This window comes from Herbaspirillum sp. RV1423 (assembly GCF_000577615.1).
Lineage (GTDB): Bacteria > Pseudomonadota > Gammaproteobacteria > Burkholderiales > Burkholderiaceae_D > Herbaspirillum.
In genome coordinates this window covers 53,748-79,427 of the sequence record NZ_CBXX010000003.1, presented here as the reverse complement: position 1 = coordinate 79,427, position 25,680 = coordinate 53,748, and the positions used below count along the sequence as shown (strand labels likewise).

27 protein-coding genes are annotated in these 25,680 nt (G+C 58.1%); 23 read left to right on the top strand and 4 right to left on the bottom strand.

Going from position 1 to position 25,680, the window contains the following annotated elements:
• Positions 1–36: 36 nt before the first annotated feature.
• From RV1423_RS03840 to motD, 12 genes are all read left to right on the top strand, one after another.
• Positions 37–903, top strand: coding sequence for a CheR family methyltransferase (locus RV1423_RS03840; RefSeq protein ID WP_034293373.1), 867 nt, complete (start codon positions 37–39; stop codon positions 901–903).
• 3 nt (positions 904–906) lie between these two features.
• A complete protein-coding gene (gene cheD, locus RV1423_RS03835) occupies positions 907–1,509 on the top strand; it encodes a chemoreceptor glutamine deamidase CheD (RefSeq protein ID WP_034293370.1) in 603 nt (200 codons plus the stop codon).
• A gap of 81 nt (positions 1,510–1,590) precedes the next feature.
• The gene (locus tag RV1423_RS03830; RefSeq protein WP_034293367.1) at positions 1,591–2,670 is read left to right on the top strand and encodes a chemotaxis response regulator protein-glutamate methylesterase; all 1,080 of its coding nucleotides are present in this window, start codon (positions 1,591–1,593) and stop codon (positions 2,668–2,670) included.
• Between the two features lie 120 nt (positions 2,671–2,790).
• Positions 2,791–3,186, top strand: coding sequence for a chemotaxis response regulator CheY (gene cheY / locus RV1423_RS03825; RefSeq protein WP_034293364.1), 396 nt, complete (start codon positions 2,791–2,793; stop codon positions 3,184–3,186).
• Positions 3,173–3,823 (top strand): protein phosphatase CheZ, encoded by a 651-nt coding sequence (cheZ, locus tag RV1423_RS03820; protein WP_034293361.1) that lies wholly within the window; start codon positions 3,173–3,175, stop codon positions 3,821–3,823. The genes cheY and cheZ overlap by 14 nt, the downstream gene beginning before the upstream one ends.
• A gap of 258 nt (positions 3,824–4,081) precedes the next feature.
• Positions 4,082–5,263, top strand: coding sequence for a flagellar biosynthesis protein FlhB (gene flhB, locus RV1423_RS03815; RefSeq protein WP_034293358.1), 1,182 nt, complete (start codon positions 4,082–4,084; stop codon positions 5,261–5,263).
• The gene (flhA, locus tag RV1423_RS03810; RefSeq protein ID WP_034293356.1) at positions 5,260–7,356 is read left to right on the top strand and encodes a flagellar biosynthesis protein FlhA; all 2,097 of its coding nucleotides are present in this window, start codon (positions 5,260–5,262) and stop codon (positions 7,354–7,356) included. Before flhB ends, flhA begins: the two co-directional genes overlap by 4 nt.
• Entirely contained in the window at positions 7,353–8,780 is a 1,428-nt protein-coding gene (gene flhF / locus RV1423_RS03805; protein ID WP_034293354.1) for a flagellar biosynthesis protein FlhF, read from the top strand. Before flhA ends, flhF begins: the two co-directional genes overlap by 4 nt.
• A 34-nt stretch (positions 8,781–8,814) precedes the next feature.
• Positions 8,815–9,612, top strand: coding sequence for an antiactivator of flagellar biosynthesis FleN protein (locus tag RV1423_RS03800; protein ID WP_034293352.1), 798 nt, complete (start codon positions 8,815–8,817; stop codon positions 9,610–9,612).
• A gap of 6 nt (positions 9,613–9,618) precedes the next feature.
• Positions 9,619–10,353, top strand: coding sequence for an RNA polymerase sigma factor FliA (locus RV1423_RS03795; protein ID WP_034293350.1), 735 nt, complete (start codon positions 9,619–9,621; stop codon positions 10,351–10,353).
• Positions 10,335–11,081 (top strand): flagellar motor protein, encoded by a 747-nt coding sequence (locus RV1423_RS03790; protein WP_034293347.1) that lies wholly within the window; start codon positions 10,335–10,337, stop codon positions 11,079–11,081. Before RV1423_RS03795 ends, RV1423_RS03790 begins: the two co-directional genes overlap by 19 nt.
• Positions 11,082–11,113: 32 nt before the next feature.
• On the top strand, positions 11,114–11,911 hold the full coding sequence (gene motD, locus RV1423_RS03785) for a flagellar motor protein MotD (RefSeq protein WP_034293345.1): 798 nt from the start codon (positions 11,114–11,116) through the stop codon (positions 11,909–11,911).
• A 78-nt stretch (positions 11,912–11,989) separates the two neighbouring features.
• Here the strand turns inward: motD and RV1423_RS03780 are convergent, their stop codons facing one another.
• The 3 genes from RV1423_RS03780 to flgA form a co-directional block, all read right to left on the bottom strand.
• Entirely contained in the window at positions 11,990–12,466 is a 477-nt protein-coding gene (locus tag RV1423_RS03780) for a flagella synthesis protein FlgN (RefSeq protein ID WP_034293343.1), read from the bottom strand.
• A gap of 4 nt (positions 12,467–12,470) precedes the next feature.
• Positions 12,471–12,785, bottom strand: a complete 315-nt coding sequence (gene flgM / locus RV1423_RS03775) for a flagellar biosynthesis anti-sigma factor FlgM (protein ID WP_034293341.1) — start codon at positions 12,783–12,785, stop codon at positions 12,471–12,473.
• A gap of 108 nt (positions 12,786–12,893) precedes the next feature.
• Positions 12,894–13,610, bottom strand: a complete 717-nt coding sequence (gene flgA, locus RV1423_RS03770) for a flagellar basal body P-ring formation chaperone FlgA (protein WP_034293338.1) — start codon at positions 13,608–13,610, stop codon at positions 12,894–12,896.
• 209 nt (positions 13,611–13,819) lie between these two features.
• Between flgA and flgB the strand changes: the two genes are divergently transcribed.
• The 11 genes from flgB to flgL all read left to right on the top strand — a co-directional run bounded on the left by flgB (position 13,820) and on the right by flgL (position 24,701).
• Positions 13,820–14,242 carry a flagellar basal body rod protein FlgB gene (gene flgB, locus RV1423_RS03765; protein ID WP_034293335.1) on the top strand — a complete coding sequence of 141 codons (423 nt, stop codon included), beginning with the start codon at positions 13,820–13,822 and terminating at the stop codon, positions 14,240–14,242.
• 5 nt (positions 14,243–14,247) lie between these two features.
• Positions 14,248–14,652 carry a flagellar basal body rod protein FlgC gene (gene flgC, locus RV1423_RS03760; RefSeq protein ID WP_034293332.1) on the top strand — a complete coding sequence of 135 codons (405 nt, stop codon included), beginning with the start codon at positions 14,248–14,250 and terminating at the stop codon, positions 14,650–14,652.
• Between the two features lie 14 nt (positions 14,653–14,666).
• Positions 14,667–15,383 (top strand): flagellar hook assembly protein FlgD, encoded by a 717-nt coding sequence (locus RV1423_RS03755; RefSeq protein WP_034293329.1) that lies wholly within the window; start codon positions 14,667–14,669, stop codon positions 15,381–15,383.
• 36 nt (positions 15,384–15,419) lie between these two features.
• Positions 15,420–16,697: a flagellar hook protein FlgE gene (flgE, locus tag RV1423_RS03750; protein ID WP_034293327.1), complete on the top strand. Its 1,278-nt coding sequence runs from the start codon at positions 15,420–15,422 to the stop codon at positions 16,695–16,697.
• A 74-nt stretch (positions 16,698–16,771) separates the two neighbouring features.
• Positions 16,772–17,512, top strand: coding sequence for a flagellar basal-body rod protein FlgF (flgF, locus tag RV1423_RS03745; RefSeq protein ID WP_034293326.1), 741 nt, complete (start codon positions 16,772–16,774; stop codon positions 17,510–17,512).
• Between the two features lie 33 nt (positions 17,513–17,545).
• On the top strand, positions 17,546–18,328 hold the full coding sequence (gene flgG / locus RV1423_RS03740; RefSeq protein WP_034293324.1) for a flagellar basal-body rod protein FlgG: 783 nt from the start codon (positions 17,546–17,548) through the stop codon (positions 18,326–18,328).
• A gap of 43 nt (positions 18,329–18,371) precedes the next feature.
• Positions 18,372–19,031: a flagellar basal body L-ring protein FlgH gene (locus RV1423_RS03735; RefSeq protein WP_034293322.1), complete on the top strand. Its 660-nt coding sequence runs from the start codon at positions 18,372–18,374 to the stop codon at positions 19,029–19,031.
• 15 nt (positions 19,032–19,046) lie between these two features.
• Positions 19,047–20,183: a flagellar basal body P-ring protein FlgI gene (locus RV1423_RS03730; protein ID WP_051516466.1), complete on the top strand. Its 1,137-nt coding sequence runs from the start codon at positions 19,047–19,049 to the stop codon at positions 20,181–20,183.
• Between the two features lie 12 nt (positions 20,184–20,195).
• Complete coding sequence (gene flgJ, locus RV1423_RS03725; protein WP_034293318.1) at positions 20,196–21,140, top strand: flagellar assembly peptidoglycan hydrolase FlgJ; 945 nt, start codon at positions 20,196–20,198, stop codon at positions 21,138–21,140.
• A 127-nt stretch (positions 21,141–21,267) separates the two neighbouring features.
• Positions 21,268–23,550, top strand: coding sequence for a flagellar hook-associated protein FlgK (gene flgK / locus RV1423_RS03720; protein WP_034293316.1), 2,283 nt, complete (start codon positions 21,268–21,270; stop codon positions 23,548–23,550).
• A gap of 17 nt (positions 23,551–23,567) precedes the next feature.
• Positions 23,568–24,701 (top strand): flagellar hook-associated protein FlgL, encoded by a 1,134-nt coding sequence (flgL, locus tag RV1423_RS03715; protein WP_034293313.1) that lies wholly within the window; start codon positions 23,568–23,570, stop codon positions 24,699–24,701.
• A 153-nt stretch (positions 24,702–24,854) separates the two neighbouring features.
• Here flgL and fliR read toward each other — a convergent pair whose 3' ends face one another.
• Positions 24,855–25,658, bottom strand: coding sequence for a flagellar biosynthetic protein FliR (gene fliR / locus RV1423_RS03710; RefSeq protein ID WP_034293311.1), 804 nt, complete (start codon positions 25,656–25,658; stop codon positions 24,855–24,857).
• Positions 25,659–25,680: the final 22 nt, after the last annotated feature.

Here is a 25,680-nt window from a genome sequence, read left to right as displayed (position 1 = left end):
GAACCTGATAGCCCGGAACAGAAAAGGAACAACAACTTGAAACCTGCGCCACAGAATAAGCTTGATTCTGTCAAAGAGTTCGATTTCACCAATCGCGATTTTGACCGGGTGCGAGATCTTATTTACAAGCGAGCCGGCATTGCGCTGGCCGAAAGCAAGCAGGAAATGGTCTACAGTCGCCTGGCGCGGCGTCTGCGCGCGATCGGCATCGGCTCGTTCGTGCAGTATCTCGACATGCTGGAACGCAGCGGCGATACCGACGAATGGGAGGCATTCACCAATGCGCTGACCACCAATCTGACATCCTTTTTTCGCGAGTCGCACCACTTCCCCATCCTGGCCGATTTCGTCAAGACGCTGAAAGAGCCGGTCACGGTCTGGTGTTCTGCAGCCTCGACCGGAGAAGAACCCTACACGATCGCCATGACGCTGTGCGAAGCCTACGGCAGCCTGACGCCGCCGGCGCAGATCATCGCGACCGATATCGATACCAACGTGCTGGCCACCGGCGCCAACGGTGTTTATCCGATCGAGCGTATCGAAAAACTGTCTCCCGAACGCACCAAGAAATTCTTCCTGCGCGGCAAGGGCAACCAGGAAGGCTACGTCCGGGTGCGTCCGGAGCTGCGCAAGATGATCACGTTCAAGCAGTTGAACCTGCTGGCCGACAGTTGGCCGGTGACCGGGCCGTTCGATGTGATCTTCTGTCGCAACGTCATGATTTATTTCGACAAACCGACGCAGAGCAAGATTTTGTCCCGCTTTGTGCCGCTCATGAAGCCGCACGCCCTGTTGTTTGCCGGCCATTCGGAGAATTTTTTGTACGTGTCCGATGCACTCAAGCTCAAGGGCAAGACTGTCTACGAGCTGCAGGCGGCGTCGCAACGCAAGGCGGGGAAATAAGCGATGAGTCAAGGCCAGGATCAATTCGCTTCCAATGTCTATTACGACCGCACCTTCGATTGCGATGCGGCGAAGATATTGCCGGGCGAATACTATTTCACGCACAAGGACATGATGATCGTCACTGTGCTCGGCTCCTGCGTGTCGGCATGTATCCGCGATCGCGTCACCGGCATCGGCGGCATGAACCATTTCATGCTGCCCGACAGCGGCGACGGCGACAGTCCGATTTCCGCCTCGATGCGCTACGGCACCTATGCGATGGAAATTCTGATCAACGACTTGCTCAAGGCGGGCGCCAGGCGCGAAAATCTCGAAGCCAAGGTGTTCGGCGGCGGCAACGTATTGCGCGGTTTCATCGCCATCAACGTGGGTGAACGCAATGCCCAGTTTGTCAGGGACTACCTGAAAGCGGAAAATATCCGTGTGGTTGCGGAAGATCTCAACGACATCTGGCCGCGCAAGGTATATTTCTTTCCCCGCACCGGCAAGGTGCTGGTGAAGAAGCTCAAACAGTTGCACAACAATACGCTGGTCAACCGCGAGCAGGATTACGCCAGCAGGCTGGTCACCAAGCCAGTGGGCGGCGAGGTCGACTTGTTTTAAAGTCGGGATCGCCGAGGGAGAAGGGTTTTATCAGCCTCTGGACGATGTTTCGGAGGCGAGTTTTTGGAAAGTACTCATCGTATGAAAATCAAAGTATTGATCGTCGACGACTCGGCATTGATCCGCAGCGTCATGAAGGAGATCATCGGCAGCCAACCCGACATGGAAGTTGTGGGCGTCGCCCCCGATCCCATTATTGCGCGCGATCTGATCAAGCAGACCAACCCGGACGTCCTCACGCTGGACGTTGAAATGCCGCGCATGGACGGCCTTGATTTCCTGGAAAAGCTGATGCGCCTGCGTCCGATGCCGGTGGTGATGGTGTCCTCGCTGACCGAGCGCGGTTCCGAAATCACCTTGCGCGCGCTGGAGCTGGGCGCCGTCGATTTCGTTACGAAACCGAAGATTTCGATCCAGAGCGGCATGCAGGAATACACCGACATGATCGCCGACAAAATCCGCGCGGCGTCCAAGGCCAGCATCCGTCCGCGCTCGGTTCCGAATCCGGATGCGCCCAAGTCGGCGGGTGGAGAGTCATTGCCGCAAATGCGTAATCCGTTGCTCTCCAGCGAGAAGCTGATCATCATCGGCGCCTCGACCGGCGGCACCGAAGCCATCAAGGAGTTCCTGATCAGGATGCCATCCGATTGTCCAGGCATCCTGATCACCCAGCACATGCCGGAAGGATTTACGCGTTCATTCGCGCAGCGTCTCGACAACTTGTGCAAGATTTCCGTCAAGGAAGCCGCCGGCAACGAGCGTGTTTTGCCTGGCCACGCTTATATTGCTCCAGGGCATTCGCACCTCAAGCTGGTGCGCAGCGGGGCCAATTACATGACCCAGCTCGACCAGGGGCCGCCGGTCAATCGCCATCGTCCGTCGGTCGATGTGCTGTTCAATTCCGCTGCGGTTTGCGCCGGCAAGAATGCGGTCGGTGTGATTTTGACCGGCATGGGCAAGGACGGCGCGCAAGGCATGCTGGAAATGAAGAATGCCGGGGCCTATAATTTTGCTCAGGACGAAGCGTCGTGCGTGGTGTTCGGCATGCCGCGCGAAGCGATCGCGGTCGGCGCCTCGAACGAGGTTGTCGCCCTGCAGGCCATGCCCGGCCGCGTATTAAGTTATCTGACCGAACACGGCAGTCGTGCATTACGGGTGTAGTTCGCGTACCATGCAGCCAATTGCAAGAATTTGTCTGGTCAATACCAGGCGGGGCCTCAAGTTTTGCTGTATTGGTGTCGTTATCGTCAACAATTGTTTTGAATCAATGGAGTAATAGTCATGGCAGGCCCAAATACCAAGTTTCTCGTCGTAGACGATTTCTCCACGATGCGCCGCATCGTCCGCAACCTGCTCAAAGAGTTGGGATACACCAATGTGGATGAAGCTGAAGACGGCGTGCAGGCGCTGCAAAAGTTGCGGAGTGATCAGTTCGATTTCGTGGTTTCCGACTGGAACATGCCCAATATGGACGGCTTGACCATGCTGCAGGAAATCCGTAAGGATCCGGCGCTGTCGAAGTTGCCGGTCCTGATGGTGACTGCCGAAGCGAAGAAGGAAAACATCGTCGCCGCAGCGCAAGCCGGCGCCAACGGTTATGTGGTCAAGCCGTTTACCGCAGCGACGCTGGACGAAAAACTTGGCAAGATCTTCGAGAAACTGGATGTCGGAGGCTGACGTGGATACGGCATCGCAGGGGACGCAAGGGGCGGATCAGCAGGATCAGTTTCTTACCCGCATAGGCCACATGACGCGCAGCTTGCATGACAACCTGCGTGGGCTCGGTTTTGACCGTTTGCTGGAAAAAGCCGCCAGCGACATGCCTGATGCACGTGATCGTCTGGAATACGTGGCCATGATGACCGAAAAGGCCGCGCAGCGCGTGCTGAACGCCACCGAGACTGCCGGTCCGATGCAGGACGCCATCAGCGACGGCGCCGGCACGCTGGCCGTTGAATGGAGGACGGTCACAGAGGCGGCGTTTTCCGAGAGCGACTACCGCGCCATGGCCGAAAAAACCTTGGCTTACCTGGGCACGACCCGCGAAAACGTCAGCCTGACCAAGCAGCAACTGCTGGACATCATGATGGCGCAAGACTTCCAGGACCTGACCGGCCAGGTGATCAAGCGCGTGACCGAACTGGCGCACGATATCGAGAGCCAACTGGTGCAGTTGTTGGTGGACTATTCCCCGCCTGAAGCCAAACGCGAGGATTCCGGTCTTCTGAACGGTCCGCAGATCAATCCCACCGGCAACAACGTCATCGCCAATCAAAGCCAGGTGGACGATTTGCTCGAGAGTCTCGGTTTTTAGTTGTTGTAAAGGTAATCATTTCTTCATCCGGCCCGGTTAAATTTCGTTTCTGACGACACTTTAACCCTGGCCAGCATCGCCGTCCCATCTGTCTTCGCGCGCTGAAGGCAGATATGACGCACTTCCCCTGCTCCGAAATACGGGGCGTTTCGCCCCTTATTCCCACGATGATTCGAGGGGTATCTCGCCAATAATTCTGCCTGATAGTCTCAAAATTCCGTCTTCAAAAGCGGAAAGAAGCAATACAGGGGAACGGCAGTGGCCGAAGACAGCGATCAAGAACGGACCGAACAGCCCACGGGGAAACGCATTGAAAAAGCCCGTGAGCAAGGCGACGTGCCGCGTTCACGCGAGATGGCTACGTGCGTCATGTTGCTGATCGGCGGCAGCACCCTGTGGATGTTCACCGGCCCCTTGGTGACCAGCCTGAACCGCCTCATGGTCTCGACCATGACTTTCGAGCGGGAAATGGCGTTTGACCCCGCATTGTTGTTCGACCGTCTGAGCGGCCACTTCATGGAAGTCGCCGTCGCTTGCATCCCGATTGCGTTCATGATGACCCTGGCCGCGGTGGCGTCGCCGCTGATTCTGGGCGGCTGGCTGTTTAACGGCAGTTCGCTGGAGCCGAAATTTGAACGCCTCAATCCCATCAAGGGCGTCATGAACCTGTTCTCGCTCAACTCGTTGGTCGAGTTGGTCAAGGGCATTCTGAAGACGGTGCTGGTCGGGGCAGTTGCCTGGTTTGCTATGAGCAGCCATATCGACGCGGTGCTGAACCTGAGCGTCGAGCCGCTCAGGACCTCCAGCAGCCACATGCCGACTTTGCTGTGGACCAGTTTCATCATGATGGTGTGCGCGCTGATCGTGATTGCCGCCATCGACGTCCCTTACCAATTGTGGAATTACAGCCGCAAGCTGAAGATGACGCGCCAGGAAGTCAAGCAAGAACACAAGGAATCCGATGGCGATCCGCTCATCAAGGGCAAGATTCGCGCCTTGCAGCGCGCTGCTGCACGCCGTCGCATGATGTCGGCGGTGCCGACAGCAGATGTGGTGGTGACCAACCCGACCCACTTTGCCGTGGCGCTGAAATACAGCGAAAAAGGCATGTCGGCGCCGCAGGTGGTGGCCAAGGGAACGGAAGCGGTGGCGGCAAAAATCCGCGAGATCGCGCGCGAAAACAACGTGCCCATCCTGGAGGCGCCGCCGCTGGCGCGCGCTTTGCATTACCACACCGAGATCGGCGACGAAATTCCGGAACAGCTTTATACCGCAGTGGCCGAAGTGCTGGCCTACATCTTCCAGTTACGCACCTACAACGCCGGCGGCGGAGCCCGTCCTGACGAACCGAGCGACCTGGATGTGCCGAAAGAACTCGATGATCCGCTTTATAAACGCAAGGCCGCCATGGCAGCCGCACAAGCCAGGGCTGCTCGATGAATCTCAACATCAATAGCATGAAATTGCCGGCCTGGGTGCCGATAAAGCATACGAAGGCGCTGGCTGCGCCTGTCCTCATCGTCATGATGCTGGCGATGATGGTGTTGCCGTTGCCCGCGTTTGCACTGGACATCCTGTTCAGCTTCAACATTTCGTTGTCGGTGATCGTCTTGCTGACCGCCTTATACACGGTCAAGCCGCTCGATTTCGTCGCTTTCCCCGCCGTGCTGCTGGTGAGCACCATGCTGCGCCTGTCGCTCAACGTTGCCTCCACTCGCGTCGTGCTGACCGAAGGGCATACCGGTCCCGACGCCGCCGGCAAGGTGATCGAGGCTTTCGGCCACTTCCTGATCGGCGGCAATTACACGGTCGGTATCGTAGTCTTCATCATCCTGACGATCATCAATTTCACCGTCGTCACCAAAGGTGCCGGCCGTATCGCCGAAGTGGGCGCGCGCTTTACCCTGGACGCGATGCCAGGCAAACAGATGGCGATCGACGCCGACCTGAACGCCGGCATGATCGGCGAGCCGGAAGCGCGTGCGCGCCGCAAGGAAGTAGCGCAGGAAGCCGAGTTCTACGGCGCCATGGACGGTGCCAGCAAATACGTGCGCGGCGACGCCGTGGCCGGCATTATCGTGACGGTGGTCAATATCGTCGGCGGCCTGGTGGTCGGCATGGTCCAGCATGATCTTGCCTTCGACATGGCGCTGAAGAACTACACTTTGCTGGCTATTGGCGACGGACTGGTGGCGCAGATTCCTTCCCTGATCATTTCGACCGCAGCCGGCGTGGTCGTGTCGCGCGTGGCCAACGACCAGGATGTCGGCGGCCAGTTGATCACCCAGTTGTTCGCCAAGCCGGAAGTCCTCTATCTGACCGCAATCATCATCGGCGGCATGGGCCTGATCCCGGGCATGCCGCACATCGCCTTTATCCTGCTGGCGGCAATGCTCGGCGGTGCCGGTTACGCCGTCACCCAGCGCATCGCGAAAGCAGTCAGTGTCGCCGAACAGCCGGCACCGGCGGCGGCCTCCCAGGAAGTGGAAGAAGCTACGTGGCAAGACATTCAACCTGTCGATACGCTCGGCCTGGAAGTCGGCTATCGCCTGATTCCGCTGGTCGACAAGGGGCAGGGCGGCGAGCTGCTGCGCCGGATCAAGGGCATTCGCAAGAAGTTTGCGCAGGAAGTCGGCTTCCTGTCGCCGCCGGTGCACATCCGCGACAATCTGGAGTTGAAGCCGTCGGCTTATCGCATTGCCCTGAAGGGTGTGGAAATCGGCAAGGGCGAGGCCAACTTCGGGCAATTCCTGGCGATCAATCCGGGCATGGTCACCGGTCCGCTGCCGGGTCTGATGACCAGCGATCCTGCCTTCGGCCTGCCGGCGGTCTGGATCGAAAGCAACATGCGCGAAATGGCGCAAACCATGGGTTATACGGTGGTCGACACGGGCACCGTCATCGCTACCCACCTGAATCATTTGATCACCCTGCATGCCGCCGAATTGCTGGGCCGCCAAGAAGTGCAGCAATTACTTGATCATGTGGGCAAGGATGCGCCGAAGCTCATCGAAGATCTGGTGCCGAAGTTGTTGCCGCTGGGTACGGTCCAGAAAGTGTTGCAAAACCTGCTGATCGAAGGCGTGCATATCCGCGATATGCGGACTATCATCGAAACCTTGGCGGAATACGCGCCGCGCGTGCAAGAGGCGAACGAGCTCACCTCCCTCGTGCGCATTGCATTGGGCCGGGCGATCGTGCAGCAGATTTTCCCGACCGAGAGCGAGCTGTCGGTCATGACGCTGGACAACAAACTCGAGCGTCTGCTGATGCAGGCGCTGCAGGCCAGCGGTCCGGAGGGCGGCGGCATCGAGCCGGGCCTGGCCGATACGCTGATTACCCAGACAGAAAACGCAGCACGTCATCAAGAGCAGTTGGGTCTGACCCCGGTATTGTTGGTCCCGGGACCGTTGCGGGCATTGCTGGCGCGCTTCTTGCGACGCGCAATGCCGCAACTCCGGGTGCTTTCGCACGCTGAAGTTCCTGATTCGAAAACGATTAAAGTTACCAGCCTAGTTGGAGGGCAAGCATGAACGTTAAAAAATTTATTGCAGGTTCGTCTCGAGACGCATGGCGCCAAGTGCGCGAAGCGCTTGGTCCCGATGCCGTCATCCTCTCCAATCGGAACATCGATGATGGCGTGGAGATCCTGGCGATGGCCAATGAAGACATGTCTTCATTGGTGGTGCCCGCCATGGCCAGGGACGCCATACCGCGTCAGGCCGTGCGCAGGTCTCCGGCCCAGCCTGCACCGCAGTTCCAGTCCGCCGTGCCGCGCACGCGCCCCGAGCCGCAAGCTCCCGTTACGGGCACGCACGTCGAGCACAATACGGCACAAGCCGACGCTCGCGTCTGGCGCACCCGCAACGCCGCTCGCGCCAGCGCCAAGGAACCGGCGCAAGCCCTTCCGAAGGCTGCTTCGCCGACTGCGCAGCGGCCGCAGCAGTCAAGCGTCATGGCAGAGTTCGACGGCAAGGATTACGATGAAATCCTGTCGGACGTCATGACCGAAATCCGTTCCATGCGCGGCGTGCTGGAAACGCAACTGGCGGAAATTTCCTGGGGGGGCACGCAAAAGCGCGAGCCGGCCAAGGCCGCGATCATGCGTGAAATGCTGGCAGCCGGTTTCAGCGCCAGCCTGTCGCGCCTGATTACCGAAAATCTGCCGCAAAATCCGAAATCGCAGGATGCGATGTTCTGGGTCAAATCGGTGCTGGCCAAGAATCTGTTGACCATGGCCAATGAAAACGAATTGCTGGAGGAGGGCGGCGTGTACGCCCTGGTCGGTCCGACAGGCGTCGGCAAGACCACCACCACCGCCAAGCTGGCGGCGCGCTGCGTGATGCGCCACGGCCCAGGCAAGCTGGCGCTGATCACCACTGACGGCTACCGTATCGGCGGTTACGAGCAACTGCGCATTTACGGCAAGATCCTCGGCGTCATGGTCCACTCGGTAAAGGATGAAGCCGACCTGCGCATCGCGCTGGACGAATTGCAGGGCAAACATACGGTCCTGATCGATACCGCCGGCATGGGCCAGCGCGACCAGATGGTAGCCGAACAAGCCGCCATGCTGTCGGGTGCAGGCACCGACATCAAGCGCCTGCTGTGCCTGAATGCAACGGCGACCGGCGGCACGCTCAACGAAGTAGTGAGCGCCTATTCCAGCGAAGGCCTGGCCGGATGCATCATCACCAAGCTGGACGAAGCGGCGACCATCGGCAACGTATTGGACGTCGTCATCCGGCAAAAACTGAACCTTTACTATGTGGCAAACGGCCAGCGCGTGCCGGAAGACCTGCATGTTGCCAACAAGTTGTATCTGGCCGACCGGGCCTTTAAATTGAAGCGTGAAACCGCGCCATTCGAGTTTCAGGACGCCGAGTTGCCCGTTGTTGTCGGGCCGACAGCAACAGCCATGAACGACAAAAGCCTGAGGGAGGTGATCCTTGGCTAGTTACGACGTTGATCAAGCGGAAGGACTGCGCCGGATGCTGGAGCGTCCGACGCCACGCGTATTCACTTTCTTTTCGGTTTTGCCCGATGATGAAAAAGGCGCGATGCTGATCAATCTGGCGGCGTCCCTTGCCGCCAGCGACCACAACGCGCTGCTGGTGGATGCGTGCATGACGCCATCCATCATCCTGTCGCGTTTCGGCGGCGTCGCTGTAGCGACCCTGCTTGATGTGGCGCGTCAGGAACGGCGTCTGGATGAGGCAGTGCGCATGGTACCGGAAGGTTTCGCCCTGGCCCGCTTGTCGCGCAAGAATGTCTCCGCGGCCACACATCCGCAAGCCTCCCGTCTGGCCCAGATTTTCGACGGCCTGACCGAAGAATCCGATGTCACGCTAGTCAATGGCGAGTTGAGCGAAGACGATGTCTTACCGGTGCCGGGGATGGAAATGGGCGAGATCGTCGTCCACATGTCGACCAACCCGAGCTCGATCAAGGCCGCGTATGTCCTGCTCAAATCGCTGAGCGACAAGCTGGGGCGCCGTCCTTTCAGTCTGCTGGTCAGCGGCGGTTCGGACGAGGAAGCGCAGGTCGTCTTCGCCAACATGGCGCAGGCCGCCAATCGCTATCTGGCGGCACAACTGCATTTCATGGGAGCGATCCCGGCCGACGAGCATATCCGTCGTGCTTCGGGACAAGGTCGCACTGTGCTGGAGGCATTTCCGCTGGCCGGAGCGACAATTGCGTTCAAGCGTCTGGCCGATCAATTTTCGTTATCCAATCTCACCAAGGGCACGTACGGCATGGCTACCGACGGTGCCAGTCTCGGAGTATGACGTGTTATGTATAACGTCAAAGGAAAGACGGACAAGAACAATTTGCTGGAGCTGCATGCACCGCTCGTAAAAAAACTGGCGCATCAGATGAAGGCAAAGCTTCCACCGAGCGTGGAAGTGGACGACTTGATTCAAGCAGGCATGATCGGCCTGCTTGATGCCGTCAACCGATATGAAGAAACGCACGGCGCGCAGTTTGAAACCTACGCCGTGCAGCGCATTCGCGGTGCCATGCTGGATGAATTGCGCAGCAGCGACTGGTTGCCGCGCAGCATCCGCCAGAACACCCGCAAGATTGAAGATGCGATTCACGTCCTGCTCCAGCAATTGGGGCGGCCGCCCCAAGAAACCGAGGTCGCACAACACCTCAAGATGAACCTGAGCGAATATCAGGATCTGTTGACCGAGTGCGGCGGGCATCAACTGATTTACTACGAGGATTTTCACGACACCGACGGCGGTCATGAGCATTTCCTCGATCGCTATCAGACCAGCGATACCGACGATCCATTGCAAAACCTGATCAATGGCGGCTTCCGCGAAGCGGTCATCGACTCCATACGCGCTTTGCCGGAGCGTGAAAAAATCCTGATGGGTTTGTACTACGAGCAAGAAATGAACTTGAAGGAAATCGGTGCTGTCATGGGCGTTTCCGAGTCGCGAGTGTGCCAGTTGCATAGCCAGGCGATCGCTCGCATGCGCTCGACTTTAAGGGAGCAAGCGTGGACTGGAGTAGCATAGGAGGACTGGTTGTTGCCCTTGGAGGCATCTTTCTCGGGCAAGTATTGGAAGGTGGTCATCTTGGTTCCATCTTGCAGCCGACGGCATTCCTGATCGTTTTTGCCGGCACCCTCGGTGCCGTTCTTTTGCAAACCAGGCTCGACAACTTCATCCGAGGCGTCCAACTTCTTGCCCATGTCTTCTCTCCGCCGGTTCACAGCCATTCGCAGTTGATTGAAAATATCTCGGTCTGGAGCACCGTCTCGCGGCGTGAAGGTTTACTCCATCTTGAAGAACACATGAACGACAGCAGCGACCCTTTCATTAAGAAAGGACTGCGCCTGCTCATCGACGGCATTACTCCGGCCAAGCTGAAAGAAATCCTCGACATCGATACCGGCGTATACGAAACCCAGCAGCGTCAGGCGATGAAAATCTGGGAAGCCGCCGGCGGCTACTCGCCCACCATAGGTATTCTTGGCGCCGTGCTGGGATTGATCCATGTGATGGAAAATCTGTCGGACCCTGCCAAACTCGGCGGCGGCATCGCGGTGGCTTTCGTTGCCACAATTTATGGTGTGGGCCTGGCCAACCTGTTTTTCCTGCCGGTCAGCAACAAGCTCAAAGAGCTGCTGGCGGCGGAAGTGAACCGGCGCGACATGGTGGCCGACGGCTTGTTCGGCATCGCCAGCGGCGACAATCCGCGCGTGATCCAGGAGCGGGCGGAATCCTATTTCACGACGTCCTGAGCGGCGTAAATTTTATCCCCAGGATATTCGTCATGGCGCGCAAAAAACATGAAGAAGAGCACGAGAACCACGAGCGCTGGCTGGTTTCCTACGCCGACTTCATCACGCTGCTATTCGCATTTTTTGTGGTCATGTATGCCATTTCTCAGGTCAACGAAGGCAAGTACAAAGTCCTCGCCGATTCGTTGATCAATGCCTTCGGCAAGGAACCGGTATCGACTGCGCCGGTCATCGTACAGGCTGGCGGGCAGGGTGCGCAGCAAGCGGCCACGCCCAAAATATCTCCTTTGAAGCCGCGTAGCAACGACGCCTTGCGGCGCGAAAAGGAACGCATGACCGACATGGCGCGCGACATCATGCAGGTGCTGGCGCCGCTGGTGCGGGAAGGCAAGGTGCGGGTGACGCAGACCAGTGTCGGCGTCAATGTGGAAATCAACGCCAATGTCCTATTTGCACCGGGAGACGCCAAGGTCAGCAAGGAATCGGAAGAAACCCTGATCGCCATCGCCAAGGTGCTGAAGAACGACGATCATGCCATCCAGATCGAGGGGCACACCGACAATACGCTGATCAACACCAGCGCATTTCCTTCCAATTGGGAGTTGTCCGCGGTGCGCGCCAGTACGGTGGCGCGCCTGTTTGGCAATCAGGGCATTGCAGAGATTCGCCTGACGGCAGTCGGGCATGGCTCGAACAAGCCGGTGGCATCCAACGACACGCCGGAAGGCCGCCTGCGCAACCGCCGCGTCGACGTCATGATCCTGTCGCGCCTGGCGGAGCAGGCCACCGAAGTGCCGTTTGCGGATGCGACCGCAAAGAGTCTACCTTGATTCAAACCTGCCGCCATACGAAAAAAAAGCCCGATCAATGATCGGGCTTTTCGGATCTGATATCGAGAAATCAGAGCGCTAGCCGATGCCGAGCGGGCGGCCGGAAGTGCGCAAATTCGATTGTCCGTCCGGACCGTAGAAAGTACCGTTGGTTCGGCCTTGCAGGATATTCAGGGCATTTTGATTGATTGCCATTTGCTTGCCGATCAGCAAACCATTCAGGCGATTAAGTTCGCGGGCCGATTGGGCGAGGGCGAACAAGTCTTCCCAAATCTGTTTGTCTTCGACGGAGCCGAACTGCCCCACCCATGATTGCATGCCGTTTTCGCTGGCGGTAAATCCCGCAGCGGCCAACAACTTGTGGCGTTGATCGGCCAAAGCGGCCATTTCGGCAACAATGTTGGCTTTGTCGGTAATGATTTCGGGAATCTTGTCCGCATCGCCATTGCCGCTGAGCAAATCCTGCTCGTGCTGCAACGCCGCCACCAAGCGTGAGGTCACCCGCTTTTCATCAGCAAGGGTATGGGACGGCAGCGGCGAAGAAGTACTTGTCATTGCATTAATTTTTGCGTGAACCAATCAAATCCTTGACCGTATCGAGCAGGCCGCTGGCGACTTTTTCAGGATCGACCTGGAAAGTACCGTTGGCGATTGCCGCCTTGATTTCTGCGACTTTCTTGGCGTCGAAGCTGCCGCCGCTAGCGTTGGCTTTCACTCCCAGCGACTGGTATTGTGAAGACAACTGGACATTGGCGGCGCTCTCGCCAGGGCTTGCGCTGTCGGTTTTGCTTGCGCCGGTGTTCGTCGAGCGCGCCTGAGGCTGCGTTATCTCTGGTAAACCGGTGCTCTTTTTGAGTGCGTCATTAACGTTCACGGCATCATCCTTAAGGGGTTAGGGCTCGGCGACCCGCCTGTTGCCTAGATTATCGGCCATTTCCCCGCAAACTTTAATAACTTTTCACACTCGACAGAAGGTTTCTCTTCAGTAATTTATTTCCACAATCCCGCCTGCTTTGGCGATGCCGCTGACGACCTGTCCAGTCGGCGTTTTGGCCTGCGCCATCTGGCCTTCGCTGGCGTTGGTCATGGCGCGGCCTTCGGTGGTGATCTGGAAGCCGGGGCCGGTGGAAACGACGCGTACGGCCTGGCCTTGCTGCACCACACGGTTGCTGCGCAGCGCATCCTGGCGCAACGGGGCACCCGCCGCCAGCGACATATTGGCGATGCGGCCGATGGCTTGAGATTCTTCGGTGACGATGCCGTTAGGCAAATTGGAGAGATCGCCCTTGACGTGGGTAATGTCGTTCGGTCCGATGACCTGGCCTTGTGCCAGCGGCGTCGACGTGACGATATAGTCGGCAATCACCTGGACGGTGGCGCGTACGTAGACTGTCCACGGCGCAGGCGCAGTGCACTTGATGCCGATGGTGGTTTTCCCCCACAGGCGTCCGCCGTTGGGCATGAAGGCTTGCGGAGATGGGCAGGCGGCAAGGTTGAGGCGATTGTCGACCGGCTCAACGGCGATATTGACGGTGCCGGACAGCCCGGTCGTCTGAATCTTCATGAATTGCTCGGCGATTTTTTGTAGCGCCGCCAAGTCCTGGCGCGGCGGAGCGGCGGTAGGATCGGTCGTTTGCGCCAGCGCGGAAAGCCCGAATATGGGCAGAAGCAGCAGAAGCGCTTTCAGGAATGATTTCATAATTGAAACTTTTTAAACCGAGGAGCCGGAGGCCGAGCCATCGTGTCAGCAATACTACCGGCGGCAGCCTTTGTCAAAAGGTCGAACAAGGCACAGTTTTCTCTCTTTCTCGGGCATTAGAGTTTCAGGTAGGGCCTTATGATCCAATGGTATGTAAGTCCCATTATTGGCGTAATGCGTACTTTTTGAAGGTGCGTCAGGAGGATTCGATGGTCGCAAAACTGGATGATTATCTGCGGTTTAACGAGACGGCGCTGAATTTGCGCGCCCAGCGCCAGCAATTGCTGGCGTCCAATATTGCCAATGCCGATACGCCGAATTATAAGGCGCGCGACATTGATTTCGCCAAGACGCTGCAAGGCGCCATGCAAGGCAAGTCGACAACGGTGCCGCCGGTCGAGCTGGCGCGTACTTCGCCGGGACATATTGCCGGCAAGGCCAGCGGCGAAGAGGGCATCGGCGGTTCACCGTTGCTGTATCGTACCGTGACCCAGGGCAGCGTGGATGGCAATACTGTCGACATGGATGTCGAGCGCAACCAGTTCACCGACAACGCCGTGCGTTATGAGGCCGGTGTCACTGCAGTCAATGCGCAGATCAAAGGTCTGCTCGCCGCCATCCAACCAGGCTGATCATCATGTCCCTTTCCAATATCTTCAATGTCGCCGGTTCGGCCATGAGCGCGCAATCGCAGCGTCTCAATACCGTGGCCAGCAACATCGCCAACGCCGACAGCGCAACCAGCCCCAATGGCCAGCCGTACAAGGCCAAGCAGGTAGTGTTCAAGGCTGTCCCGTTCGGCAACATCGAAAACAGCGGCGTGCAGGTCAGCCAGGTGGTCGAGGATCAGGCGCCGCCCAAGCTGGTGTACGACCCCAAGCATCCGCTCGCGGACAACAATGGTTATGTCGCCATGCCCAACGTGAATCCGGTAGAGGAGATGGTCAACATGATCTCCGCATCGCGCTCGTACCAGACTAACGTCGAGACGATGAACACCGCCAAGAATATGCTGGTAAAAACCCTCACCATCGGTCAATAAGGAAGATCCTCATCATGACTACCGTTTCTAACGACCTGCTGTCCACAATGAATGGAACGTCGAGCTCGACGTCCAACACTTCCAGTCTGAACGACAACAGCCCGGAAGCGATCCAGAATCGTTTTCTCAAGCTGCTGACCGTGCAGATGCAAAATCAGGATCCGACCAACCCGATGGACAACTCGCAACTGACTACCCAGTTGGCCCAGTTGTCGACCGTGTCGGGCATCAGTCAGTTGAACACCACGCTGGCGTCGCTGATGACGGACTATCAGTCGGCGCAGTCGCTGCAATCGGCCAACATGATCGGCCACAGCGTTCTGGCTCCGGGAAACAACCTCACATTGACGTCCGACACTGTCAAGAACGAAGATGGCACGTCGACGACTTCGCAAAAAGCCGTGTTCGGTTTGCAACTTGCCAGCAACGCAGACAGCATCAAGGTCACCATTCGCGATTCGACCGGCGCCGTGGTGCGCAAGCTTGATCTGGGCGCTCAGGCTGCCGGCACCGTGCCGGTGATCTGGGATGGCACTAACGACGCGGGCACCAAGGCGGCGGACGGCCAGTACACTTTCGACGTTTCCGCCACCAGCGGCGGCGCTGCGGTGACTGCAACCGCGCTGGCTTTCGGTACGGTCGCCAGCGTCACGACCGGTACCGACGGCGTCAAACTGAATGTATCGAACATCGGCACCATCAAGGTTTCCGATGTCGTCCAAATCCTCTAATAATCCACTGACGGCTTTCAGCACAAGGAGAATCAAATGAGTTTTCAACAAGGCCTGAGCGGTCTGAACGGCGCAGCGAAAAGCCTGGATGTCATCGGCAATAACGTCGCCAATGCCAGTACAGTGGGTTTCAAATCGGCTCAGGCGCAGTTTGCCGACATGTACGCCAACTCGATGAACCGTTCCGGCAATTCTCCGGTCGGCATCGGTGTCACCGTCGCCAACGTGCAGCAGGCATTCACCCAGGGCAATGTCACCACGACCAACAATCCGCTGGATATCGCCATCAACGGCGACGGCTTCTTCCGCATGCAGAGCAGCCTGACCGATGCGTCGCCGATGTATGGCCGCAACGGCCAGTTCCAGTTGAACAAGGATGGCTACATCATCAATCCCAGCGAGAATGGCGCCTATCTGACAGGTTGGCTGGGTACCGTCACCGGCGGCGATCCGGTGCCGCTGAAGATCGATACATCGAATATTCCGGCGACACCGACAACGGCCGTGACTTCCGTACTGAATCTGGACTCGCGGATGACGGTGCCGACGGTGACGCCGTTCGACCTTACCAATTCGGACAGCTATAACAGCACCACTGGTGTTACCGTCTACGACAGCCTGGGTAATTCCTATAACGTGCAAACGTATTATGTGAAAAAAGCGACGCCGGCAACCGCTGGCGATACGGATTGGGATATCTATACGGCCATTGACGGCACTGTCGTCGACGGCGGCGCTGCTGCCGGTATTCAGCCGGTCGGCACATTGGAGTTTACCAATACCGGTGTTCTCGACCCGGCTACGACGCAACCGGCGGTGACATTGACTACAGCCCAGCTTTTGCCTTTTGCCAAGCCGGGTGCAGTGTTTCCTTCGCCGATTACCATTAACTACACCGGCACAACCCAGACCGGTCAGGCGTTCACACCGATCAAACTGACCCAAGACGGCAAAGCCCCGGGCGTGCTGTCGAGCTTCTCGATCGGCAAGGACGGCAAGATCACCGGCAGCTATTCCAACGGCGACACCAAGACCTTGGGGCAGGTGGTGATGGTGAATTTTGCCAATCCGAACGGCCTGCAACCTTTGGGCAATAATCTGTACACCGCGTCTGCAGACGCAGGCGAACCGTTGGTCGGCACACCGACCACAGGTCAGTTTGGTGTCCTGCAAGCGCGTGCAGTGGAAGATTCTAACGTCGATCTGACCACCGAACTGGTGAATATGATCGTGGCGCAGCGCGTTTATCAGGCTAACTCGCAGACCATCAAGGTGCAGGATACCGTCCTGCAAACGCTGGTCAGCTTGCGTTAAGTTTGACGCTACAGAGCCTGAATTGAGCAGGAAGGCGTGCGGCAGCGATGTCGCACGCATACAGAGAGGTAACTATGGATCGTGTGATTTACACCGCCATGTCCGGCGCCAAGCACACATTGGAGCAGCAGGCCAACACCAGCAACAACCTGGCGAATGCGACCACGACCGGCTTCCGTTCGCAACTCAACACCTTCCGCGCGGTGCCGGTGGTTGGCGAAGGGCTGGCGACGCGCACGTTTGTGGTCGATTCGACGGCGGGCACCGATTTCTCGCTCGGACCGGTTCAGGATACCGGCCGTGCGCTGGATGTCGCGGTGCAAGGGCAGGGATGGCTCGCTGTGCAGACCCCCGATGGCGGCGAGGCGTATACGCGCAACGGCAGCTTCAAGTTGAGCGAAAACGGCATCCTGCAAACGCAGAGTGGCCTGAACGTTGTTGGCGATGGCGGCCCCATCAGCATTCCTCCCGATGTGACCGTGGCGATCGCACCGGATGGCACGGTATCGTCGATTCCTACCACGGGGACGCCGAATGCAGTGAACATACTTGGCCGCATCAAGCTGGTCAATCCCGATGAGAAAGCGCTCAAGCGCGGGGACGACGGCCTGTTCCGCATGACCGCCGGCGCGCAGGCGCCGCCCGACGCCAATGTCCGCCTGGTCGGCGGCGCGCTGGAAGGCAGTAACGTGAACGTAGTTGAATCCATGGTCAACATGATCAACCTGGCACGCCAATTCGACCTGAACATGAAGGTGGTCACGACTGCCCAAAGTGATGCAGACAAAGCTACGCAAATTCTGTCGTTGTCCTGAAGTTAAACCTGAAGTTCAGGTACTGGAGAAAAAATGATTCGTTCCCTGTGGATTTCCAAAACCGGTCTCGATGCGCAACAAACGCAACTGGACGTGATTTCCAATAACCTGGCCAACGTCAGCACCAACGGTTTCAAGCGTTCGCGCGCCGTGTTCGAAGACCTGATGTACCAGACTATCCGCCAGCCCGGCGCGCAGTCGTCGCAACAGACGCAATTGCCGTCCGGCCTGCAGATCGGCACCGGCGTGCGTCCGGTGGCGACTGAGCGTATCCACACGCAAGGCAATGTCAACCAGACCAACAATGACAAGGACGTCGCCATTCAGGGCGCCGGTTTTTTCCAGGTCCTGATGCCGGACGGCACTACGCAGTACACGCGTGACGGTTCTTTCCAGAGCGACAGCCAGGGACAACTGGTGACGTCCAGCGGTTACGTGGTTCAGCCGCCGATTACGTTGCCAGCCAACATGACCAAGCTGACCATCGGTCGTGACGGCACGGTCTCGATCACGCAGGCAGGTTCGGCCGCCACGACGCAGATCGGCACGCTGCAGATCGCTACCTTCGTCAATCCGGCCGGCCTGGAAAGCAAAGGTGAAAACCTTTACGCTGAGACGGCCGCCTCCGGCACGCCTGCTCCCAACACCCCGGGAACCAATGGCGCCGGCGCATTGTGGCAAGGTTATGTCGAGACCTCGAACGTCAACGTCGTGGAAGAAATGGTCAATATGATTCAGACACAGCGCGCCTACGAGATCAACAGCAAGGCGATTACCACATCCGATCAGATGCTGGCGAAGCTGTCGCAGATGTAATGTTTTTGTTGCTTTTGTTTTGATGAAATGGAATGAGGCAAACATGAAAAGCCTGATGAAACGTGCCGCCATCGTCGGGATATTCGCTCTTGCCGGATGCAATACGGTGCCGGAATCGATCGTCAAGTTGCCGTTGACGGCGAAGCCGCAGCCGGCAGCCTATGCGCCGGCCACCAATGGAGCAATCTTCCAGTCGGCGGTGTATCGTCCGTTGCTGGAGGATCGTCGCGCGCGCCTGGTGGGAGATACCCTTACTATTACCATCAATGAGAAGACCAGCGCCGCCAAGTCCGCCGGCAGCTCCGGCAGCAAGACCGGCACTGTTGCGACCACCGCGCCGAGCCTGTTCGGAACGTCGATCAAGGAGCTGGCTGCGAATGGCTCGTCAAGCAACAAATTTGAAGACAAGGGCGCCACGACGTCGAGCAACACGTTTACCGGCACCATCGGCGTGACGGTGATCGAAGTCCTGCCCAACGGGAATATGATCGTTAGTGGCGAAAAACAGGTCTCGCTCGACAAGGGCGTGGAATATGTGCGCTTCTCCGGTACCGTCAGCCCTGACAACATCGCTACCGGCAATACTGTTTCATCGACGTTAGTCGCCGACGCCAAAGTGGAATACCGAACCAACACACGTATCGACATGGCGGAGTTCATGTCGTCCTTGGGGCGTTTTTTCTATAGCGTCGCGCCGTTTTAACCAGAAAGTTGCATCATGAATCTCCGTCCCTCATTGCTGGGTTTGCGCCGTTCGGTGTCGTTGTTGCTGGCTTGCGCATGCCTGTTGAGCGCTGGCGCAAGCTACGCCGAGCGTCTCAAGGATCTTGCCAGCATACAGGGCGTACGGCAGAACCAATTGGTCGGTTACGGCCTTGCTGTCGGTCTGGATGGCAGCGGCGACCAGACCACGCAAACGCCATTCACCGTGCAAAGCGTCATCAGCATGTTGCAGCAACTGGGCGTAAACCTGCCCAGCAATACCACCAGCAACATGCAGTTGAAGAACGTGGCGGCCGTGATGGTGACAGCTTCGTTGCCAGCCTTTGCGCAACCGGGACAATTGCTTGACGTGACCGTTTCGTCAATCGGCAATGCCAAGAGCATCCGCGGCGGCACACTGCTGATGGCGCCGTTGAAAGGCGCCGACGGCCAGATTTATGCCATCGCCCAGGGCAATATCGTGGTCGGCGGCGCCGGCGCTTCGGCAGCCGGCAGTAGCACCACCATCAATCAATTGAGCGCGGGCCGCATTTCCGGCGGCGCCACGGTGGAACGATCGGTGCCTTCGGCACTGGGCCAGGGCGAGATGATCAATCTCGAGTTGAACGACAATGACTTCTCGACCGCCAGTCGCGTGGTGGAAGCCATCAACAAACGTTTCGGTTATGAAACCGCCGTCGCACAGGACGGCCGTGTGATTCGCGTGCGTGCGCCGATCGGCAGCGGCGAGCGCGTGTCGTTTCTCGGCGCGCTTGAAAACATCGATGTCATCCCGGGCAAGCTGCAAGCCAAAGTCATCCTCAATGCCCGTACCGGTTCGGTGGTCATGAACCAGTCAGTGACGCTGGAGACCTGCGCCGTGTCGCATGGCAATCTGTCGGTTGTGATCAATGCGGAGAACAGCGTCAGTCAGCCGGGTGCCTTGTCGGGCGGCCAGACGGCGGCCAACCAGAATGCACAGATTTCAATCAACTCGACGCCTGGGAAGGTCATGTACCTGAAGGGAGGCGCTTCGCTGGCAGATGTGGTCAAGGCGCTCAACGCCATCGGTGCAACGCCGCAGGACTTGCTGGCCATCCTGCAAGCCATGAAAGCGGCGGGTTCTTTGCGCGCCGAGCTGGAAGTCATCTAAACAGGGCAGAACATGATCAACAATATCAAGCCGGGTAATCCGACTGAAAGCCTCGCTGCCGACGCCAACAGTCTGAATGGCCTGCGTTCCGCCGCATCCCAGCAATCGCCTGAAGCGCTCAAAGGCGCCGCCAAGCAGTTCGAAGCTTTATTCCTGAACATGATGCTGAAAAGCATGCGCGACGCCACGCCGCAGGACGGTCCGTTCGACAGCCAGCAGACCAAGATGTTCACCAGCATGCTGGATCAGCAGTTGAGCCAGAATATGGCGCAGCGCGGTGTCGGCCTTGCCGACATGCTGGTGCGCCAGTTGTCCAGCAGTCTCAACAAGCCGTTGCCGGCCGACGATGACGGCGCGTCCCCGCTGCCGCTGGATATTCCACTGGCCAACGGCCTGAGCGACCTCGACAAGGCCAAGCTGGTTCAGGGGCTGGCCAATAGCACCGACGACAGCGCTTCGCGAGGCGGCAACAAGCGCAAGGGCGGGCAGCAGCGGCCGGCGCACATCGAAGCATTCCAGAATCGTTTGCAGGCCGATGCCGAAGCGGCGAGCCAGGTTACCGGTATTCCGGCCAAGTTCATGCTGGCGCAAGCTGCGCTCGAAACCGGTTGGGGCAAGAAGGAAATCCGCGCCCGGGACGGCAGTTCCGCGCACAATCTGTTCGGCATCAAGGCAACAGGGAACTGGACCGGCAAGGTGGTCGAGGCGACCACGATCGAATACGTCAATGGCGTAGCGCAACGCAAGGTGGAGAAATTCCGCGCTTATGCTTCTTATTCGGAAGCTTTCCAGGATTACGCCAAGCTGCTGCGCAGCAACCCGCGCTACGAAAAAGTGTTGGCCAACGCGCAAGACGCGCATGGTTTCGCCTACGGTTTGCAACGCGCGGGCTATGCCACCGACCCGCACTATGCGGAAAAACTATCGCGCATCATTCGGCAATCGCTGTCCGCCTGATCTTCGGCATAGTTGGTTTTTCAGACATGTTTCAGGCGTTGCGTGCTTTCCCATTCATTGGTGACAGGTCCTAAAGTTTCTCTGCAGGATGCCGTTCACTAGGATATTCCGTTAAAGAACAGATAGCATGGCAACCAATATCTTCAGTATCGGGCAAAGTGCACTTGCTGCCGCTCAGGCGGCACAGGCAACGACTAGCCATAATATTTCCAATGCGACAACGCCTGGTTATAACCGCCAGGTGGTGGTGCAAAGCACGGCCGGCGGCATCAACTACGGCTATGGTTTTGTCGGACAGGGTACGCAGGTCGCGGAAATCAAGCGGGTCTATAACGATTTCCTGAACAAGCAGGTCTTGGCGTCGCAGACGACGACGAGTTCGCTGGATTCCTACCTGTCGCAGATCAGCCAACTGAATAATCTGGTTGCCGACACCTCCGCCGGCTTGTCGCCTGCGCTGCAAGGTTTTTTCACCGCCATGCAAAACCTGGCGTCGACGCCGAACAACGATGCCGCACGCCAGGCCGTCCTGTCGGCAGGTCAGACGTTGTCTGCGCGTTTTCAAAGCTTGAACGACCAGATGGCGCAAAGCCGCAACAACGTCAACAGCCAGATTACCTCCAGCGTCGATACGATCAATTCTTACGCGACGCAGATCCAGGAGCTGAACTCGGCGATTCTGAAGGTGTCAGGCGCCAGCGGCGTCGCGCCTAACGATCTGTTGGACCAGCGTGACCAGGCTATTGCCAATTTGAACAAGATCGTCAAGGTAACGACGCTGCCGCAGGACAATGGCTCGCTGAGCGTTTTTATCGGCAACGGCCAGCCTCTGGTGATGGGCGATCAGGTTTCCCAACTGGTGGCGACGCCGTCGCCAGATGATCCTACACGTTTGCAGGTTTCGATGAAGACCAGCAGCGGCGCCACGATCTCGTTGCCGGACAAGGCATTCAGCGGCGGCAGTCTGGGCGGGATTTTGCAATATCGCACCGAAACTCTGGACGTCGCGCAGAATACCTTGGGTCGCGTGGCAATTGTGCTGGCCAGCACTTTCAATGCTCAGCATGAACTGGGGCAAGACCAGAACGGCGCTCTGGGAACGGCTTTCTTCAATGTGCCCACGCCGGGCGTTTTTCCCAGCGCGACTAACCACACTGCGGCACCGGCCGCCACATTGGCGGCATCGATCACCAATACGTCCCAACTGACGGTCAGCGACTACAAGCTCGATTTCGACGGCACCAACTATACGGTGACGCGTCTGTCGGACAATACCAAGACTACTTTCGCGACCATGCCGGCGGCTGGCGTGACTGTGGACGGCGTGACGTTCAACGCTGCCAACATGGCGGCCAACGACAGTTTCACAGTCAAGCCGACCATCAATGGCGCGGGCGGCATCAGCGTGGCAATCACCAATACCCAGAAGATTGCTGCAGCAACCCCGATTGTGACATCGAGCAATGCCGTCACCGACATGGGTTTGGTGACGACCGGCAATACCGGCACTGGCGTGGTGACTTCCGCGACTGTCGACAAGTCGGTGTTCACGCCGAATTCGACGCAGACTTACACTTATAACTCCGGTACGACGTCATTGGCATTGGTGCCTCCGGCCGCAGTCACTGTGACCACGACGGCAGGCGTGACGACTACCTATACGGCCGGCGCGCCGGTTCCGTATTCTGCCGGCGCTACCATCAGCAGCGGCGGCGTGAGTTTCGTGCTGAGCGGTGCACCGGCGAACGGCGATACATTCGCATTCTCGCCGAAGCCGGCCAACACCGGAACAGGAGCTATTTCACCCGGGACCATCGACACCAACTATGCCGGATCGCCGCTTGCTGCCGGCACCAAATTAAGCTTCACTTTCGACAGCGGTACCGGGCAATTGGTGCCATCCCCTGCGTTGGGATCGGCGGCGATGGGCACGGTGACGGTTACGGATGCCAGCGGCAATAACGTTGCGGTGACGCCGCCGAATTTGCCTTTCGGCCCAGGCTATAGCTACACTACCTCCACCGGCATCAACTTCAAGATTACCGGACAGCCGGTCAACGGTGACCAGTTCTACGTCTCGCCCAATACCGACGGCGTCAGCGACAACCGCAATGCGCAGGCGCTCAATGCCTTGCAGACGACCAATACGATCGGTAATACCTCATATCAGGGATCGTATTCGCAACTGGTCAGCATGATCGGCAACAAGACCAATGAGATCGATGTCACCAACAAGGCGGAGAATGCCCGTCTGACATCGATTCAGCAGGAGCAGCAGGCCGAATCCGGGGTGAACCAGGATGAGGAATTGGCGAACATGATCAAGAATCAGACAGCCTACCAGGCTGCGGCAAAAATCATCCAGGCGGCCAGCGACATGCTGAATGTCTTGTTCACTCTTGGCGGCTAGTTTTAAGGAAGATCAAAATGCGCATTAGTACAAGCATGCTCTACCAGTTGAGCAGCAACGAATTGACCGGCATGCAGAGCTCGATTCTGAAGCTGCAGCAGCAGGTCAACCAGAACCAGACAGTGTTGTTGCCGTCGGACGATGCGGTGTCTGCGGCGCGTGCGCTGGATTTGTCTCAGACCCAGGCGCTCAACACACAATACAAGACAAATCGCGATAATGCGGACAGTTCCTTGTCTCAGGTCGGCGCAGCGCTGACCAGCGTTACCGACATGCTGACGAAGATCAAGTCGGACATGATCTCCGCAGGCAATGCTTCTTATACCAATGCCGAGCGCGCCAATCTGGCGACCGAGTTGAAGGGTAATCTGAAAGAGATGCTCGGTTTCGCCAATGCCAAGGATGGTTTGGGAAACTATCTGTTCTCCGGTTTCAAGAGTACCACCCAGCCGTTCGACTACGATAGCATGGGCAATATCGTTTATAACGGTGACCAGGGACAACAGACATTGCAGGTGGACTCCTCTCGTAACATGGAAATCAGCGTGTCCGGCCAGGCAGTCTTTCAGGGCAATGGCCAGAACGTCTTTAAGAACATGCAAGACCTGATCACCTTGTTGTCGGTGCCGGTCACAGAGACAGCGAATAATGCAGATGTTCAGGCTGCCAATACGTTTGAATATCCTACAGGGTCGGGACAGTTTCCCATCCAGGCATACAAGACTGCACAAGCGGCTCTTGACGCTGCCCAGCCTACAGACCCTAACTACGCGACTTTGTTGACCCAGGCGGCCAACGCCAAGCTGACTTCCGACAAGGCGGATGCTGCGCGTACTCCGATTCCAGGCAGTCAGGCGGCGTTGACGCGTGGATTAAATGCCTTGGGCGCCGACATCGATGTCCAGATGAACAGTGTCGGTGCTGCCTCCGCCTCGGTGGGCGCGCGCCAGTCCGAGATCGATAATCTCAATGCCGCTGGCTCCGTCAAGGACGAGCAATACACGCAGACCGCCAACGATCTGCTCGGTCGCAATCCTGCGGATCTGGCGGCATCCATCAGCGCGTTGTCCCTGCAGCAGACTTACCTGCAAGCTGCACAGAAATCGTTCGTCACCACCAGCAGCCTGACGCTGTTGAATTACCTGAAGTAATTCTTCTGCCGGGCGAACGGACGTTTGCCCGGCGTCTCTTCTCTTGACGAGGCCAATGCGTGCTTCGTATCTTGTTCTTATTCCTCAATTGTATGAAATTCTCGCGCCCCGGCTGTAAACCCGGATTGCCGGTCAGGACGAACGCATCCTGCGTCAGCGCTTGGGCATGGGCGGAATGGTTGCCATGCCGCCGAGCATGCGGACCGTTTCGATGGTCTCGTTGAGGAAGTGCTGGAGCGGCGTCAGCATATAGGGCAGGCAGATGGCGAGCAGCACGAAGCCAGCCACCATCGTGATGGGAAAACCGATGCCGAACAGGTTCAGTTGCGGCGCCGCACGCGTCAGAATGCCCAGGGCCATATTGGTGATCAATAACGCCACCACGATCGGCAGCGACAATTGCAATCCCATGCTGAAGATGCGCGCACCCGAGATCGCAATGTAATGGAAGCCCTCGGCGGTCACCGGCGCGGCCGTGATCGGCAGGGTATTGAAGCTATCGGCCATGACGGCGACCAGGATCAGGTGGCCGTTGATGCTCAGGAAGACCAGCGTGGCCAGCAGCGAAAGCATCTGGCTGATGGCGGAGCTGCGGCCCTGGGATTGGGGGTCGAAGAACACCGCGAAGCCGAGACCCATGGTGGAGCTGATCATGTCCCCGGCCATTTCGACGGCGGAAAACACCACGCGGACGGCAAAACCCATTGCCGCGCCGATGATGAATTGCTGCATCAGGATCATCAGTCCGGTCATCGACATCGGATCCAGCGCCGGCGGCACCGGTACGCCAGGAGCGATGGCGATGGATATGGCGACGCCCAGCAGCAGTTTTACCAGCATCGGCACACTGGCGTTGCCGAACGGCGGCGCGATCGAAAGCAAGCCCAGAATGCGGGTCAGCGGCCAAAGGAAGGAAGCTACCCAGATATAAAGCTGGGCGCTGGTGACATTGATCATGGCATGCCGGGTGGCAAAAGCG